Below are 16,220 nucleotides of genomic sequence, written 5' to 3'. Positions count from 1 at the left end.
TTGGAGCAAAAAACCAGCCGGTCACACCTATACTGAAATCACAAGAACAACGAACGAGGACAGTCACCATGAGTGATGTCACCCCCCGCGACAGGGCCCGACCCGGCCAGTCGCCCCCGCTGCCTTCCGGCTGTTGATCCCCACCCCCGATCATCCTGGAGAGCCGCCATGACCGATTACGCCCCGCTCCGCCTGCACGTCCCGGAACCCACCGGGCGCCCCGGCTGCAAGACCGATTTTTCCTACCTGCACCTGTCCCCCGCCGGCGAGGTGCGCAAGCCCGACGTCGACGTGGAACCGGCGCAGACCGCCGACCTGGCCTACAGCCTGGTGCGCGTGCTCGACGAACAGGGCAACGCCGTCGGCCCGTGGAACCCCGAACTGAGCCACGAACAGCTGCTGCGCGGCCTGCGCCTGATGCTCAAGACACGCATCTTCGACGCCCGCATGCTCACCGCGCAGCGCCAGAAGAAGATGTCCTTCTACATGCAGTGCCTGGGCGAAGAGGCCATCGCCACCGCCCACACCATGGCCCTGCGCGACGGCGACATGTGCTTCCCCACCTACCGCCAGCAAGGCATCCTGATCACCCGCGACTACCCGCTGAAAGACATGATCTGCCAGCTGCTCTCCAACGAGCAGGACCCGCTCAAGGGCCGCCAGCTGCCGATCATGTACTCCAGCCGCAGCCACGGTTTCTTCTCCATCTCCGGCAACCTCGCCACCCAGTTCATCCAGGCGGTCGGCTGGGGCATGGCCTCGGCGATCAAGGGCGATACCAAGATCGCCTCGGCCTGGATCGGCGACGGCGCCACCGCCGAATCCGACTTCCACACCGCCCTGACCTTCGCCCACGTCTACCGCGCCCCGGTGATCCTCAACGTGGTCAACAACCAGTGGGCGATCTCCACCTTCCAGGCCATCGCCGGCGGCGAAGGCACCACCTTCGCCAACCGTGGGGTGGGCTGCGGCATCGCCTCGCTGCGGGTCGACGGCAACGACTTCCTCGCCGTCTACGCCGCCTCGCAATGGGCCGCCGAGCGCGCCCGCCGTGGCCATGGCCCGAGCCTGATCGAGTGGGTCACTTATCGCGCGGGCCCGCACTCCACCTCGGACGACCCGTCCAAGTACCGCCCGGCCGACGACTGGACCAACTTCCCGCTGGGCGACCCGCTCGCCCGCCTGAAGCAGCACCTGTTCGCCCTCGGCATCTGGAGCGAGGAACAGCACGAGGCGCTGCACAAGGAACTGGAGGCCGAAGTGGTGGCCGCGCAGAAAGAGGCCGAACGCCACGGCTCGCTGGTGGACGGCCACGTCTTCAGCGCCGCCAGCCTGTTCGAGGATGTCTACAAGGACCTGCCGGAACACCTGCGCCGGCAGCGCCAGGAGCTCGGGGTATGAACGCCATGAATCCGCAACAGGGGAACGCCCAGGCGGTCACCAGCATGACCATGATCCAGGCGCTGCGCTCGGCGATGGACGTGATGCTCGAACGCGACGACAACGTCGTGGTGTTCGGCCAGGACGTGGGCTACTTCGGCGGCGTGTTCCGCTGCACCGAGGGCCTGCAGAAGAAATACGGCACCTCGCGGGTGTTCGACGCGCCGATCTCCGAGAGCGGCATCGTCGGCGCCGCCGTCGGCATGTGCGCCTACGGCCTGCGCCCAGTGGTGGAAATCCAGTTCGCCGACTACGTCTACCCGGCCACCGACCAGCTGGTGTCCGAGGCGGCGCGCATCCGCTACCGCTCGGTGGGCGACTTCGTCGTGCCGATGGTGGTGCGCATGCCCTGCGGCGGCGGCATCTACGGCGGGCAGACGCACAGCCAGAGCCCGGAGGCGATGTTCACCCAGGTCTGCGGCCTGCGCACGGTGATGCCGTCCAACCCCTACGACGCCAAGGGCCTGCTGATCGCCTGCATCGAGAACGACGACCCGGTGATCTTCCTCGAGCCCAAGCGCCTCTACAACGGCCCCTTCGACGGCCACCACGACCGCCCGGTGACGCCCTGGTCCAAGCACCCGGCCAGCCAGGTACCAGAGGGCTACTACAGCGTGCCGCTGGACAAGGCGGCCATCGCCCGCCCGGGCAGCGAGCTGACCGTGATCACCTACGGTACCACCGTCTACGTGGCGCAGACCGCCGCCGACGAGACCGGCGTCGACGCCGAGATCATCGACCTGCGCAGCCTCTGGCCACTGGACCTGGACACCATCGTCGAATCGGTGAAGAAGACCGGCCGCTGCGTGATCGTCCACGAGGCCACCCGCACCTGCGGCTACGGCGCCGAACTGATGTCGCTGGTGCAGGAGCACTGCTTCCACCACCTGGAGGCGCCCATCATCCGCGTGACCGGTTGGGACACCCCCTACCCGCACGCCCAGGAATGGGACTACTTCCCCGGCCCGGCCCGCGTCGGCGCCGCGTTCAAGCGCGCCATGGAGGTCTGAATGGGCACTCACGTCATCAAGATGCCGGACATCGGCGAAGGCATCGCCGAGGTCGAACTGGTGGAATGGCACATCAAGGTCGGCGACGAGGTCCACGAGGACCAGCTGCTGGCCGAGGTGATGACCGACAAGGCCACCGTGGAAATCCCCTCGCCGGTGGCCGGGCGCATCCTCGCCCTGGGCGGCGAACCGGGCCAGGTGCTGGCCGTGGGCGGCGAACTGGTGCGCCTGGAAGTGGAAGGCGCCGGCAACCACCGGGAAGCGGCGGCCAAGCCCCACGAGGCGCCGCAGGTCCAGCCCGAACCGGCACAAGTGGTGAAGGAGGCTCCGCGCGTCGAGAGCAAGCCCGCCGTCGCCGCGCCACGTCCGCAAGCCGCCGCGCCGGCCCCGCGCCGCGCCCCCGGCGAGAAGCCGCTGGCCTCCCCGGCGGTGCGCCAGCGCGCCCGCGACCTGGGCGTCGAGCTACAGTTCGTGCAGGGCTCCGGCCCGGCCGGGCGCATCCTCCACGACGACCTCGACCAGTACCTGACCCACGGCGGCGCCGTGGTCGCCTCCGGCTACGCCGCGCGCCACGACGAGCAGCAGATCCCGGTGATCGGCCTGCGCCGCAAGATCGCCCAGAAGATGGCCGAGGCCAAGCGGCGCATCCCGCACTTCAGCTACGTCGAGGAAATCGACGTCACCGACCTCGAAGCGCTGCGCGTGCACCTCAACGGCAAGTATGCCAACAGCCGCGGCAAGCTCACCCTGCTGCCGTTCATCGCCCGCGCCATGGTCGTGGCCCTGCGCGAGCTCCCGCAGCTCAACGCACGCTACGACGACGAGGCCGACGTGGTCACCCGCTACGGCGCGGTGCACCTGGGCGTGGCCACCCAGAGCGACAACGGCCTGATGGTGCCGGTGCTGCGCAACGCCGAATCCCGCGACCTCTGGGGCAACGCCGCGGAAGTGGCGCGCCTGGCCGAGGCCGCGCGCCATGGCAAGGCCAGCCGCGAGGAACTGTCCGGCTCGACCATCACCCTGAGCAGCCTCGGCGCCCTCGGCGGCATCGTCAGCACCCCGGTGATCAACCACCCGGAAGTGGCCATCGTCGGGGTCAACCGCATGGTCGAACGGCCGATGGTGGTCAACGGCCAGATCGTCGTGCGCAAGATGATGAACCTGTCCTCATCCTTCGATCACCGGGTGGTCGACGGCATGGACGCGGCGGCCTTCATCCAGGCCGTCCGCGCCCTGCTCGAACACCCCGCCACGCTGTTCCTGGAGTGACGCCCGTGAAACACGACCAGACCCTGCAAACCACCCTGCTGATCGTCGGCGGCGGCCCCGGCGGCTACGTCGCCGCGATCCGCGCCGGGCAACTCGGCATCCGCACCATTCTGGTGGAAGGCGCGGCCCTCGGCGGCACCTGCCTGAACGTCGGCTGCATCCCCTCCAAGGCGCTGATCCACGCCGCCGAGGAATACCTCAAGGCCCGCGAGTTCGCCGGCAAGTCGCCGCTGGGCATCAGCGTGCAGGCGCCGAGTATCGACATCCAGCGCACCGTGGAATGGAAGGACGGCATCGTCGACCGCCTGACCACAGGCGTCGCCGCGCTGCTGAAGAAGCACGGCGTCGGCGTGCTGCACGGCTGGGCGCAGATCGTCGACGGCAAGACCGTCGAAGTCGCCCTGGCCGACGGCGGCACCCAGCGCGTGCACGCCGAGCACCTGCTGCTGGCGGCCGGTTCGCGCTCGGTGGAACTGCCCTTCCTGCCGCTGGGCGGCAAGGTCATCTCCTCCACCGAAGCCCTGGCGCCCAAGGCCCTGCCCAAGCGTCTGGTGGTGGTCGGCGGCGGCTACATCGGCCTGGAACTGGGCACCGCCTACCGCAAGCTGGGCGTCGAGGTCACGGTGGTGGAAGCGCAGCCGCGCATCCTCCCGAGCTACGACGAGGAACTGACCAAGCCGGTGGCCGTCGCCCTGCGCAAGCTCGGCGTGGAGCTCTACCTGGGCCACAGCGTCATGGGCCTGGAGCCCGACGGCAAGGGCCTGCGCCTGCGTGACGGCGAAGGCTCGCAACGGGTGATCGAGGCCGACCAGGTGCTGGTGGCGGTGGGTCGCAAGCCCAACACCGACGGCTGGAACCTGGAAAGCCTGCACCTGGACATGGACGGCCGCGCGCTGAAGGTCGACGAGCAGTGCCGCACCTCGATGCGCGACGTCTGGGCCATCGGCGACCTCGCTGGCGAACCCATGCTGGCGCACCGGGCCATGGCCCAGGGCGAGATGGTCGCCGAACTGATCGCCGGCAAGCGCCGCGCCTTCGCCCCCACGGCCATCCCGGCGGTGTGCTTCACCGACCCGGAAGTGGTGGTGGTCGGCTTGAACCCGGAACAGGCGAAAGCCGCCGGCCACGAGGTAGTGATGGCGAACTTCCCGTTCGCCGCCAACGGCCGCGCCATGACCCTGGAAGCCCACGACGGCTTCGTCCGCGTGGTGGCGCGCGCCGACAACCACGTGATCCTCGGCTGGCAGGCGGTGGGCAAGGCAGTCTCGGAACTGTCGACGGCCTTCGTCCAGTCCATCGAAATGGGCGCGCGCCTGGAAGACATCGCCGGCACCATCCACGCCCACCCGACCCTCGGCGAAGCCATCCAGGAAGCCGCCCTGCGCGCGCTGGGGCACGCGTTGCACATCTGAATCCACAGGATAACTTCACTCCCCCAGCAAACTCCGAACGGCCCCCTCTCCCTTCAGGGAGAGGGGCTAGTCCGTGCCACGGTGAAGCCTGGTGTCAACTGGCAATACCGCCGCCTCGGGCTACCCCCAGCAACGTAGGGCGTACAACCGTTCGCGGTTGTACGCCGACACACCCGGCCGCATGCCCGGCTTCGCGGTGGGGAACGAAGCGCCCTCCAGCAGGTGCAGCGAGGTCGAATGCGCAGCTCGCCGGGGGCCACGGTCAAACGGCGGATAACCGCGAACGGTTATTCGCCCTACGCCAGGCCTTCCGGCGGTGGAGGGCATACGGCCGTTCGGATTGCCTGTGCCAGGGCGGGCTCAACCGCCCTTCTTGTCGTCCTCGTCCTCGGCCTTGATCTCTTCCAGGGCCAGCTCCAGGCCCCAGCTGGAGGCCTCGACCGGCGCCGTGGGCGCGGGCGGTGGCGGCGCCGGCTGGGCCTTGGCGGCCTGGCTCATGGCCACGGCCGGGTTGTCCTTGTAGAGCTTGAGCTTCAACCGCAGGTTGTTCGCCGAGTCGGCGTTCTTCACCGCCTCTTCCTCGCTGATCGCCCCCTCCACCGCCAGGTCGAACAGCGCCTGGTCGAAGGTCTGCATGCCCAGCGCCCGGGACTTGTCCATGATCTCCTTGATGGTGCTGAAGTCGCCGCGCTTGATGATGTCGCTGATGGTCGCGGTGCCCAGCAGCACCTCCACCGCGGCGCGGCGCTTGCCGTCCTGGGTGCGCACCAGGCGCTGCGAGACGAAGGCCTTGAGGTTGTTGCCCAGGTCGTTGAGCAGCTGCGGCCGGCGTTCCTCGGGGAAGAAGTTGATGATCCGGTCCAGCGCCTGGTTGGCGTTGTTCGCGTGCAGGGTGGAGATCGCCAGGTGGCCGGTGTCGGCGAAGGCCAGGGCATGCTCCATGGTCTCGCGGTCGCGGATCTCGCCGATCAGGATCACGTCCGGCGCCTGGCGCAGGGTGTTCTTCAGCGCAGCGTGGAAGCTGCGGGTGTCCACGCCCACTTCGCGCTGGTTGATGATCGACTTGCGGTGCCGGTGCACGTACTCGATGGGGTCTTCGATGGTGATGATGTGCCCGCCGCTATTGCGGTTGCGGTGGTCGATCAGCGCCGCCAGGGAGGTCGACTTGCCCGAGCCGGTGCCGCCGACGAAGAGCACCAGGCCACGCTTCTCCATCACCACCTTGAGCAGCACTTCGGGCAGCTTCAGGTCGTCGAACAGCGGGATGTCCAGCTTGATGTTGCGCGCGACGATGGACACCTCGTTGCGCTGCTTGAAGATGTTGACGCGGAAGCGCCCGACGCCCTGCAGCGAGATCGCCAGGTTCATCTCCAGTTCCCGCTCGAACTCGGCCTTCTGCTCGTCGTCCATCATGGCGTCGGCGACGCGCGCCACGTCGCCGGCCTTCAGCGGTTCGTTGGACAGCGGCTTGAGCACGCCGTTGAACTTGGCGCAGGGCGGCGCGCCGGTGGACAGGTAAAGGTCGGAACCGTCCTGGCTGGCCAGGACCCGTAGCATCGCTTGGATATCCATCTGAACTGCATCCGCACGCAAGGAGTGGCGCCGCGAGACTGCGGCGACTTGTAGGAATATCCCTCAGACTCTAGGGAGGGCACCCGGCCGGCACAATGCCAGCCCCGGGAAAATGCGACGTGCGTCACTGCGACCTGACCGAACGGCTGGGGGTACAATCAGCCCTTTCCGTCAGAAGAGTATTCCCCATGCCCGTCGCCATGGCCCGCCACATCCTGGTCAAGACCGCCGCCGAGGCCGAGCAGCTCAAGCAGCGCCTGGCCAAGGGCGAGGACTTCGCCGCCCTGGCGAAGAAGCACTCCACCTGCGCCTCGGCCAAGCGCGGCGGCGACCTCGGCGAAATCCGTCCCGGCCAGCTGGTGCGCAGCATCGACGCGGTGGTGTTCAAGAAGCCGCTGAACGTCGTGCACGGCCCGGTGAAAAGCCAGTTCGGCTACCATCTGGTGCAGGTGTATTTCCGCGACTGATCCCGGAGAGAGCATGACGCCCGACCAGATCGCCCGCTTCTGCCTGCAGCTGCCCGGCGCCCGCGAAGACCTCAAGTGGGGCAGCAACCGGGTGTTCTCGGTGGCCGGCAACAAGATGTTCGCCATCCTCGACTTCCTCGACGAAGGCCGTGGCGGCCTGGCCTTCAAGGTCGGCGCCGAGCTGTTCCTTGGCTACGTCGACCGCCCCGGCATCCGCCCCGCGCCCTACCTGGCGCGCGCCCACTGGGTCGCCATGCAGCGCCCCTACCCGATGGGAGCCGAGGAACTGCGCGAAGCCCTGACCCGTTCGCACCAGCTGGTGGTCGCGCGCCTGCCCAAGCGCCTGCGTCTGGGCCTGCTGCTGGACCCGGCATGAGCCGCCAGCTGACCTGGGAAGGCCTGTGGCAGGCGCCGCCGGCCAGTTGGGAGCGCCTGCAGCTGGACGCCGGACGCGCCGACAGCCAGCTGCGCGTGGCCGCCGCCGACGGCCAGCCGCCCTACCAACTGGAATACCGCCTGGAATGGGACGCCGACTGGCGCCTGCGCGAGGCCGAGCTGCTGGTGGAAGGCGAACGCCTGCAACGCCGCCTGCACCTGCTGGCCGACGGCCAGGGCCACTGGCGCCTGGGCGACGGCAGCCCGCTGGCGGAGCTGGACGGCTGCCTGGACATCGACATCTGGCCCAGCCCCTTCACCAACACCTTCCCGATCCGCCGCCTGGGCCTGGCCGACGGCCAGTCGGCGGAACTGCACGTGGTCTATATCGAAGCCCCGCACTTGCGGCCACGCGCCATGCGCCAGGGCTACAGCCGCCAGGACACCCGCCACTACCTGTACCGCAACCTCGATGGCAGCGACTTCCAGGCGCTGCTGGAAGTCGACGAGCACGGCCTGGTGCTGGACTACCCGACGCTGTTCCGCCGGGTCTGATCGCCCCCTCCTCGAACAGCGATTCCCCGGCGTGCGCTCATGCGTGCGGAAAGTGGATAGAACGCCCCCGCCCTCGCGGACGACACTAGCGCCGCAGCCTGGCAGCAGCAGCTACAGGCGCGTTCCCACTTCGAACCCATGAACCTTCCGAGGCTTGTATGAGCACCCCCGCCGAGCAACTGGAGCAACGGCTGAAACAACAGAAAATCACCGAAGTCGAGTGCGTGGTCAGCGACCTGACCGGCATCGCCCGCGGCAAGATTTCCCCCACCAACAAGTTCCTCGGCGAAGGCGGGATGCGGCTCCCGGAAAGCGTCCTGCTACAGACGGTCACCGGCGACTTCGTCGATGACGACATCTATTACGACCTGCTGGACGAAGCCGACATCGACATGGTCTGCCGTCCCGACCCGAACGCGATCTACCTGGTGCCCTGGGCGCTGGAGCCGACCGCGATGGTCATCCACGACACCTTCGACAAGTACGGCAACCCCATCGAGCTGTCACCGCGCAACGTCCTCAAGCGCGTGCTGGACCTCTACGCCGCCAAGGGCTGGAGCCCGGTCGTGGCGCCGGAGATGGAGTTCTACCTGACCAAGCGCAGCAGCGACCCGGACTTCCCCCTGGAAGCCCCGGTGGGCCGTTCCGGGCGCCCGGAAAGCGGCCGCCAGAGCTTCTCCATCGACGCCGCCAACGAATTCGACCCGCTGTTCGAAGACGTCTACGACTGGTGCGAGCTGCAGGGCCTGGACCTCGACACGCTGATCCACGAAGACGGCCCGGCGCAGATGGAGATCAACTTCCGTCACGGCGACGCGCTGAGCCTCGCCGACCAGATCACCGTGTTCAAGCGCACCATGCGCGAAGCCGCGCTCAAGCACGACGTGAGCGCCACCTTCATGGCCAAGCCGATCACCGATGAGCCCGGCAGCGCCATGCACATCCACCAGAGCGTGCTGGACATCGCCACCGGCAAGAACATCTTCGCCAACGCCGACGGCTCCATGAGCGAGCTGTTCCTGCACTTCATCGGCGGCCTGCAGAAGTACATCCCCAAGGTGCTGCCGATGTTCGCGCCGAACGTGAACTCGTTCCGCCGCTTCCTGCCCGACACCTCGGCGCCGGTGAACGTCGAGTGGGGCGAGGAAAACCGTACCGTGGGCCTGCGCGTGCCCGCCGCCCCGCCGGCCGCGATGCGCGTGGAGAACCGCCTGCCCGGCGCCGACGCCAACCCCTACCTGGCGCTGGCCGCGAGCCTGCTGTGCGGCTACCTGGGCATGGTCGAGAAGGTCAACCCCAGCGCCCCGGTGCAGGGCCGCGCCTACGAGCGGCGCAACCTGCGCCTGCCGATCACCATCGAGGACGCCCTGGCGCAGATGGAAGAGTGCGAAGTGCTCAAGCAGTACCTGGGCCACAAGTTCGTGCTGGGCTACGTCGCCGTGAAGCGCACCGAGCACGAGAACTTCAAGCGGGTGATCAGCTCCTGGGAGCGTGAATTCCTCCTGCTGAGCGTCTGACCCGCCACCAACGCGCCATTCAACAAGAACAATTACGGGAGTCGACATGCGACTGCTGCGCTACCTTGCACCCCTCGCCCTGGCCGGACTGGCCCAGGCCGCCCACGCTGAAGCGACCGTCAGCGTCTACAACTGGACCGACTACATCGCCCCGGACACCCTCGCCGGTTTCCAGAAGAGCACCGGCATCAAGCCCGTGTACGACGTCTTCGACTCCAACGAGACCCTCGAAGGCAAGCTGCTGGCCGGCCGTTCCGGCTACGACGTGGTGGTGCCCTCCAACCACTTCCTGACCCGCCAGGTGCAGGCCGGGGTGTTCCTCGAACTGGACCGCAGCAAGCTGCCGAACTGGCAGCACCTGGACCCGACCCTGCTCAAGCTGCTGGAGCAGAACGACCCGGGCAACAAGCACTCGGTGCCCTACCTGTGGGGTACCAACGGCATCGGCTACAACGTCGCCAAGGTCAAGGAAGTGCTGGGCGTCGACCACATCGATTCGTGGTCGGTGCTGTTCGAGCCGGAGAACATCAAGAAGCTCAGCGCCTGCGGGGTGGCCTTCATGGACTCGCCCGACGAGATGATCCCCTCGGTGCTCAACTACCTTGGTCTGGACCCCAACAGCACCAACCCGGACGACTACCCGAAGGCCGAGGCCAAGCTGATGGCGGTGCGGCCCTACGTCACCTACTTCCACTCCTCGAAGTACATCTCGGACCTGGCCAACGGCAACATCTGCGTGGCCTTCGGCTACTCCGGCGACGTGTTCCAGGCCGCCGCGCGGGCCAAGGAAGCGAAGAACGGCATCGAGATCGCCTACGCCATTCCCAAGGAAGGCGCGAACCTGTGGTTCGACCTGATGGCCATTCCCTCGGACGCCTCGCACCCCGAGCAGGCCCTGGCCTTCATCAACTACATCCTCGACCCGAAGGTGATCGCCGGCATCAGCGAGTACGTCGGCTACCCCAGCGCCAACGCTGACGCCAAGACGCTGCTGCCCGCCGAGATGCAGAACAACCCCGAGGTCTACCCGAGCCAGCAGGTGCTCGACAAGCTGTACATCGCCAAGGCGCCGCCGCCCAAGATCATGCGCCTGATGACCCGCAGCTGGAGCAAGATCAAGTTCAACCAATGAATCGAGAGCGACCCATGAAGCACACCGCTGAGCACGCCGCGTCCTACTACGCCGCCACCGCCCGGGACCCGCAGCGCTACCCTTCCCTCGCGGGGGACGTCCGCGCGGACGTCTGCGTCATCGGCGGCGGCTTCACCGGCGTCAACGCGGCCCTGGAGCTGGCCCAGCGCGGCCACTCCGTGGTGTTGCTGGAAGCCCGGCGCATCGGCTGGGGCGCCAGCGGGCGCAACGGCGGGCAGCTGATCCGTGGCATCGGCCACGACGTCAGCGGCTTCGCCAAGTACGTCGGCGAGGACGGGGTGCGCTACCTCGAACAGGCCGGAACCGAATCGGTGACCCTGGTCGCCGAGCGGGTCCGCCAGTTGAACATCGACTGCGACCTGCGCTGGGGCTTCTGCGAGCTGGCCAACACCCCGGCGCAGTACGCCGGGCTGGTCGAGGAGCATGCGCACCTGACAGCCCAGGGCTACCCGCACGAGTCGCGCCTGGTGCCGCCCGAGCGCATCCATGAGGTGGTGGCGAGCGATTGTTACGCCGGCGGCCTGGTCGACATGGGCTCGGGGCACCTGCACCCGCTCGACCTGGTCAAGGGCGAAGCCCGGGCCGCCGCCGCCCTGGGCGCACAGCTGTTCGAACAGAGCCCGGTGCTGCGCATCGAGCATGGCGCCACGCCGGTGGTGCACTGCGCGCAAGGCCGGGTGTTCGCGAAGAACCTGGTGCTCGGCTGCAACGCGCACCTCGATGAACTGGAGCCACGCCTCACCGGCAAGGTGCTGCCGGCGGGCAGCTACGTGGTGGCCACCGAGCCGCTGCCGGAGTCGCTGGCGGCGCAGCTGATCCCGCAGAACATGGCGCTGTGCGACCAGAAGGTGGGCCTGGACTACTACCGCCTGACCGCCGACCGCCGGCTGCTGTTCGGCGGCGCCTGCCACTACTCCGGGCGCGACCCCAAGGACATCGGCGCCTACATGCGGCCGAAGGTGCTCAAGGTGTTCCCGCAGCTGGAAGGCGTGCGCCTGGACTACCAGTGGGGCGGCATGATCGGCATCACCGCCAACCGCTTCCCGCAGGTCGGGCGGCTCAAGGCGCACCCGAACGTGTATTTCGCCCAGGGCTATTCCGGCCACGGGCTGAACGTCACGCACTGGTCCGCGCGGCTGCTGGCCGAAGCCATCGACCAGGGGCAGAGCAAGGGGCTGGACCTGTTCAGCGCCGTACCGCACCTGACCTTCCCCGGCGGCAAGCTGCTGCGCTCGCCGCTGCTGGCGCTGGGTATGGCCTGGTACCGGATTCGCGAGCTGCTGGGCTAAGGGATAACGGCACTCGCGCCTTTCGAGCCCCCACCGGGGGCTTTTTTTGCCCGCACGGCGCAGGGACTTCAGGGCGCATATCCGTTCGCGGTTATCCGCCGCTGCACCCGGTCCTCGCCCCGCCACACGGTCCGACTGGACACCTTCGTGCAAGGCCCGGCGGCGGATAACGCGGAGCGTTATTCGCCCTACGGGATGCACAGCCGCAGGGTTTCCAGGGAGCGTAGGGCGCATAACCGTTCGCGGTTATCCGCCGCTGCACCCGGCCATCGCCCCGCCGCACGGTTCGGCGAGACACCGTCGTGCAAGACCCGGCGGCGGATAACGCGGGGCGTTATTCGCCCTACGGGATGCACAGCCGCAGGGTTTTCCAGGGAGCGTAGGGCGCATATCCGTTCGCGGTTATCCGCCGCTGCGCCCGGCCATCGCCCCGCCGCACAGTTCGGCTGGACACCTTCGATCGAGACCCGACGGCGGATAACGCGGAGCGTTATTCGCCCTACGGGCTGCACAGCCGCAGGGTTTCCAGGGAGCGTAGGGCGTATAACCGTTCGCGGTTATCCGCCGCTGCACTGGGCCATCGCCCCGCCGCACGGTTCGGCTGGACACCTTCGTGCAAGGCCCGGCGGCGGATAACGCGGGGCGTTATTCGCCCTACGCACCGTCGCGGGAGCGCCCTTAGGGGCGGCCGCCCTGGCGCGCGGTGATCTTCGGGTATTCGCCGAACAGCGCGTGGTAGGACTGGGAAAAGCGGCCCAGGTGCCAGAACGACCACTTCATGGCCACCTCGGCCACGCTCATGCCGGTTTCGGCGGCGGCCAGCAGGTCGCGGCGGGCGGCGTTCAGGCGGCGGTTGCGCAGCCAGACGATGGGCGGGATGCCGGCGTAGCGCAGGAACGACTGCTGCAGGCTGCGCGGAGAGACGCCGGCTCTGGCGGCCAGCTCGGCCATGCCGAACAGCTCGTCGGGGCAGTCGTTCACCACTTCCTTGACCCGCTGCACCACGCGCTTGGCCTGGACGATGGAGCGCGCCTGGCGGCCATCGCCCAGCGGCGCCTCGCAGAGCAGCGAGAAGCAGTCGGAAACGATGGTCTGGGCGACGCCGGGGGCGTCCATGCCGCGCTGGTCGGCGGATGCGCCGCTGAGCATGTGGCTGAGCGAGGCGGCGACCGACAGGCAGTGGTCCGAACGCAGCGGCGTCAGCACCAGGTCGTTGAAGCCGTCGAGGGCCTGGCCCCACTGCGCGGCCTGCTTGATCACCACCGCCACCTCGCGGTAGTTCTCCGGCGTCACCCAGGCGTTGCGGGTATCGCCGTCGAGCAGGTAGAGGGTGTTTTCCGTCATGTCGAAGCTGAACACCAGGGCGCCGGGCGGCGCGTGGAACTCCTGCTCCACGCGCAGGTTCATCTGCTCTTCGTAGACTTCGATACCTTCGACTTCGGCATGCAGGATGCGCCCGGCGAAGCGCCCGGCGGACATCTGCGTGTACTGCTGCTCCCAACCGGGAATGGCAATGCGCTGCTGGTCTATTTCTTGTGCTTCGACAACCCTGATCACCATACCCGGGCCCGCAGGTTCTACAGGCCCGGAAGGCTATCAACCGCCAGGCGCCCGGTGCAAGCCGGGAAACCTGCCAGCGGGCCCGTCAGAAGCGGAATGCCAGACCGGCGGTGACGTTGAACGGGTCGCCCGGATAGAAGTTCGCCGAGTCCTTGCCCTTGGCGTCGTAGGCGGTGTTGGCGGCGGTGGCGTAGTGCTCGTTGGTCAGGTTGCGCAGGTCGAGGAACACTTCCCAGCGCTGGCCCGGCGCCTGGTAGCCGAGCTTGGCGCCCCACAGCGTGTACGACGGCGCGCCCAGGGTGTTGGCGTAGTCCACGTAGTAGCTGGAGGCCGCCCGCGCGTTGAGCTCGGCGTAGTAACCATCGTGGCGCTGGTAGTTCAGCTGCGCCTGGTACACCTGGCGCGGCAGGCTGGGCAGCTCGTTGTCGCCGAAGGTGCTGTCGCCGCGGTAGTGGAAGTCGTTCAGCGTCCAGGCCTGGCGCAGGCTCAGGCGGTCGCCGCTGGCGCCCTCCCAGAGCTGGATGCCCAGCCCGGCCTCGATGCCCTGGTGGATGGTCGGGCTGGCGTTGGAGTTGGCCACCAGCGCGTCCGAGGTGGACGTGGCCTGGCGCACCACTACCGAGAGCAGCTCGTCCTTCACCCAGGAGCGGTACAGGGTCAGGCTGCCGTCCACCACGCCGACGCTGCCACGGATGCCCACCTCCAGGGTGTCGGCCTTCTGCGGCGTCACCGGGCGGATGTAGGGCACGCTGGTGCTGCCCAGTTGCCAGGTCACCGGCGGGTCGATGGAGCGGCTGGCGTTGCCGAACAGCTGTACGTCGGGGGTCAGCTGGTAGCGCAGGCCGATGCGCGGCGCCGCGTACCACTTGTTGTAGCTGACCGAGTCGGGGAACTCGCTGGTGTTGGTGCCGGTGGTGTACTCGATGCGCACGTCGCGGTCGATGTTGATCGCCGACAGCCCGCTGACCAGCCACAGGCGCGGGTCCAGCTGCAGCTCGTTGCCCAGGGCGAACACGGTGTCGCGCGAGCCGCTGTAGTCGGTCTGCTGCAGCAACTTGCCAGTGGCGCGGCTGTGCGACTTCACGTCGGCCAGCTGCGAGCGGGTGCTGCTGAAGGTCAGGGTGGTGTCGCTGGGCAGGCCGAACAGGCGGTCCTGCTCGCGCAGGTAACGCAAGGTCAGGTTGGTGTCGGTGGAGCGCCAGTCCTGCGGCGTGGTGGAGTAGCGCCAGCCGTTGAGCAGCGGGTAGTCGTTGACGCTCAGGCCCAGCTGCAGCCGCGAGTCGTCGTCGAAGCGGTAGGTGGTGGTGCTGCCGACCCAGGTCGAGCCGTCCTTCTTGCGCCCGGTGGGCACCTTGTTGGAGTCGGAGTCGTGCTTGATCTGCTCGCGAGTCAGGGTGTTGCCCTGGGTCAGGGTCTCCTCGCGGTAGCGCACGATCAGCCGGGTATCGAGCTTGTCGTTGAAGCGCTGGCCGAGGTTGGCCACCAGCTCCTGGCCCTTGTTCGGCGTGTTGTGCTGGTAGCCGTCGCGCTCGTTGTTGAAGATCGACACGTAGTAGTCGGTGCCGTCCACCACGCCGCCGGTGCTCAGCTGCTGCTTGCGATAGCCGAAGCTGCCGCCTTCGAGGCGCACGTAGTTGCCCGGCGCGGTGTAGCCGCTGTGGGTGACGAAGTTGATCGCCCCGCCCAGGGTGGTGGCCGCGTAGTTGAAGGCGTTGGCACCGTAGAGCACTTCAGTGTGATCGATGCCGTTCATGCTCAGGTAGTCTTCCTGGGTGCCGCCCGGGCCGGTGATGGGCAGGCCGTCGAACAGGTATTTGATGCCCAGCGCGTAGCCCTGGTAGAAGCTGTTCAGCCCCGAGCCACGGATGGAAATCTTGTTCGCCCCGCTGCCGCTGGTGGCCTGGGCGAAGATGCCCGGCTGCAGCGCGAAGACGTCCTCGGCGTTGGTCGCGCGGCCCTTCTCCACCTCCTTGTTGTCCACCACCACGGCGGCGCCGGGGACTTTCTTCAGTTGCTCCTCGGCCTTCTGCGCCGCGCTGCGCGTGGCGCCCTCGACCACCACGGTGGCCAGGCGGGTATCGCCCGCCTCGTCCTCGGGCTGCGCCGCCCACAGCGGGCCGCCGGCCAGGCACAGGCCGGCGCCCAGGGTCAGCAGGCGGCCACCCAGGCCGCCGGAAAGGGATCGGGTTCTGCTTTTCTTCGAATGCACGTCAAGGCTCCTTGGGTCCTCCGGTGAATGGATGAGCCTCTATGCGCATAGTCGTGCTCGGCGGCGGCCGTCGCAGAATCCATGCCAATGATTATTTTCATATGAATCAATAGGTTGATCGAAAACCAGCTGTACTCGCAGGAACATTTGTTGGCCAGCTGTTGCTGACTTCACAACCCGCCGGCGCGCCGGCGGCGGCACGCGCCCGTCCGCGCTGCTCAGCGATCAACAGCGAATCGACAAACTGCCCACCCAGCAGCGCGATTTCGCCGCAAACCCCCTCTGCAACGGCCTTTGGCGACGGCATGCCTTGTGCAACCGCTCCCGTTGCGCTCGACCGAGCGCCCGTCCACTCCCTTCTACCCCCTTGCAGAAGGCTGCCCGCGCTTGAA

General features: G+C 67.9%; 13 protein-coding genes. 10 read left to right on the top strand and 3 right to left on the bottom strand.

Features of this window, described 5'->3' with window-relative positions; genetic code table 11:
• Positions 1-168: 168 nt before the first annotated feature.
• Genes P3W75_RS30430 through lpdA form a run of 4 tightly spaced genes read left to right on the top strand, consistent with a single transcriptional unit; the run spans position 169 to position 5,131 of the window.
• Positions 169-1,401: a 3-methyl-2-oxobutanoate dehydrogenase (2-methylpropanoyl-transferring) subunit alpha gene (locus P3W75_RS30430; RefSeq protein ID WP_276231045.1), complete on the top strand. Its 1,233-nt coding sequence runs from the start codon at positions 169-171 to the stop codon at positions 1,399-1,401.
• Positions 1,398-2,450, top strand: a complete 1,053-nt coding sequence (locus P3W75_RS30425; RefSeq protein ID WP_276231044.1) for an alpha-ketoacid dehydrogenase subunit beta — start codon at positions 1,398-1,400, stop codon at positions 2,448-2,450. The genes P3W75_RS30430 and P3W75_RS30425 overlap by 4 nt, the downstream gene beginning before the upstream one ends.
• Complete coding sequence (locus P3W75_RS30420; protein WP_276231043.1) at positions 2,451-3,719, top strand: dihydrolipoamide acetyltransferase family protein; 1,269 nt, start codon at positions 2,451-2,453, stop codon at positions 3,717-3,719.
• Positions 3,720-3,724: 5 nt separating this feature from the next.
• Positions 3,725-5,131 carry a dihydrolipoyl dehydrogenase gene (gene lpdA / locus P3W75_RS30415; protein ID WP_276231042.1) on the top strand — a complete coding sequence of 469 codons (1,407 nt, stop codon included), beginning with the start codon at positions 3,725-3,727 and terminating at the stop codon, positions 5,129-5,131.
• 360 nt (positions 5,132-5,491) lie between these two features.
• Here the strand turns inward: lpdA and P3W75_RS30410 are convergent, their stop codons facing one another.
• The gene (locus tag P3W75_RS30410; RefSeq protein ID WP_276231041.1) at positions 5,492-6,703 is read right to left on the bottom strand and encodes a PilT/PilU family type 4a pilus ATPase; all 1,212 of its coding nucleotides are present in this window, start codon (positions 6,701-6,703) and stop codon (positions 5,492-5,494) included.
• A 188-nt stretch (positions 6,704-6,891) separates the two neighbouring features.
• On the opposite strand from P3W75_RS30410, the gene P3W75_RS30405 reads away from it, so the two are divergent.
• The 6 genes from P3W75_RS30405 (at position 6,892) to P3W75_RS30380 (ending at position 12,059) form a co-directional block, all read left to right on the top strand.
• The gene (locus P3W75_RS30405) at positions 6,892-7,170 is read left to right on the top strand and encodes a peptidylprolyl isomerase (protein ID WP_276231040.1); all 279 of its coding nucleotides are present in this window, start codon (positions 6,892-6,894) and stop codon (positions 7,168-7,170) included.
• A gap of 13 nt (positions 7,171-7,183) precedes the next feature.
• Positions 7,184-7,546, top strand: a complete 363-nt coding sequence (locus P3W75_RS30400; protein ID WP_276231039.1) for an MmcQ/YjbR family DNA-binding protein — start codon at positions 7,184-7,186, stop codon at positions 7,544-7,546.
• Entirely contained in the window at positions 7,543-8,100 is a 558-nt protein-coding gene (locus P3W75_RS30395; RefSeq protein ID WP_276231038.1) for a putative glycolipid-binding domain-containing protein, read from the top strand. Before P3W75_RS30400 ends, P3W75_RS30395 begins: the two co-directional genes overlap by 4 nt.
• Before the next feature lie 158 nt (positions 8,101-8,258).
• Positions 8,259-9,617, top strand: coding sequence for a glutamine synthetase family protein (locus tag P3W75_RS30390; protein ID WP_276231037.1), 1,359 nt, complete (start codon positions 8,259-8,261; stop codon positions 9,615-9,617).
• 46 nt (positions 9,618-9,663) lie between these two features.
• Positions 9,664-10,749: a polyamine ABC transporter substrate-binding protein gene (locus tag P3W75_RS30385; RefSeq protein ID WP_276231036.1), complete on the top strand. Its 1,086-nt coding sequence runs from the start codon at positions 9,664-9,666 to the stop codon at positions 10,747-10,749.
• Positions 10,750-10,763: 14 nt separating this feature from the next.
• On the top strand, positions 10,764-12,059 hold the full coding sequence (locus P3W75_RS30380) for an NAD(P)/FAD-dependent oxidoreductase (protein WP_276231035.1): 1,296 nt from the start codon (positions 10,764-10,766) through the stop codon (positions 12,057-12,059).
• 678 nt (positions 12,060-12,737) lie between these two features.
• On the opposite strand, the gene P3W75_RS30375 is transcribed toward P3W75_RS30380, so the two are convergent.
• Positions 12,738-13,619 (bottom strand): helix-turn-helix domain-containing protein, encoded by an 882-nt coding sequence (locus P3W75_RS30375; protein WP_276231034.1) that lies wholly within the window; start codon positions 13,617-13,619, stop codon positions 12,738-12,740.
• A gap of 85 nt (positions 13,620-13,704) precedes the next feature.
• Positions 13,705-15,828: a TonB-dependent receptor family protein gene (locus P3W75_RS30370; RefSeq protein WP_276231033.1), complete on the bottom strand. Its 2,124-nt coding sequence runs from the start codon at positions 15,826-15,828 to the stop codon at positions 13,705-13,707.
• Positions 15,829-16,220 lie beyond the last annotated feature (392 nt).

This window comes from Pseudomonas citronellolis, from assembly GCF_029335315.1.
In the GTDB taxonomy this organism is placed as follows: Bacteria; Pseudomonadota; Gammaproteobacteria; order Pseudomonadales; family Pseudomonadaceae; genus Pseudomonas; species Pseudomonas citronellolis_A.
The sequence above is the reverse complement of the archived record's forward strand: the minus strand, read 5'-3'. Positions and strand labels throughout refer to the sequence as shown.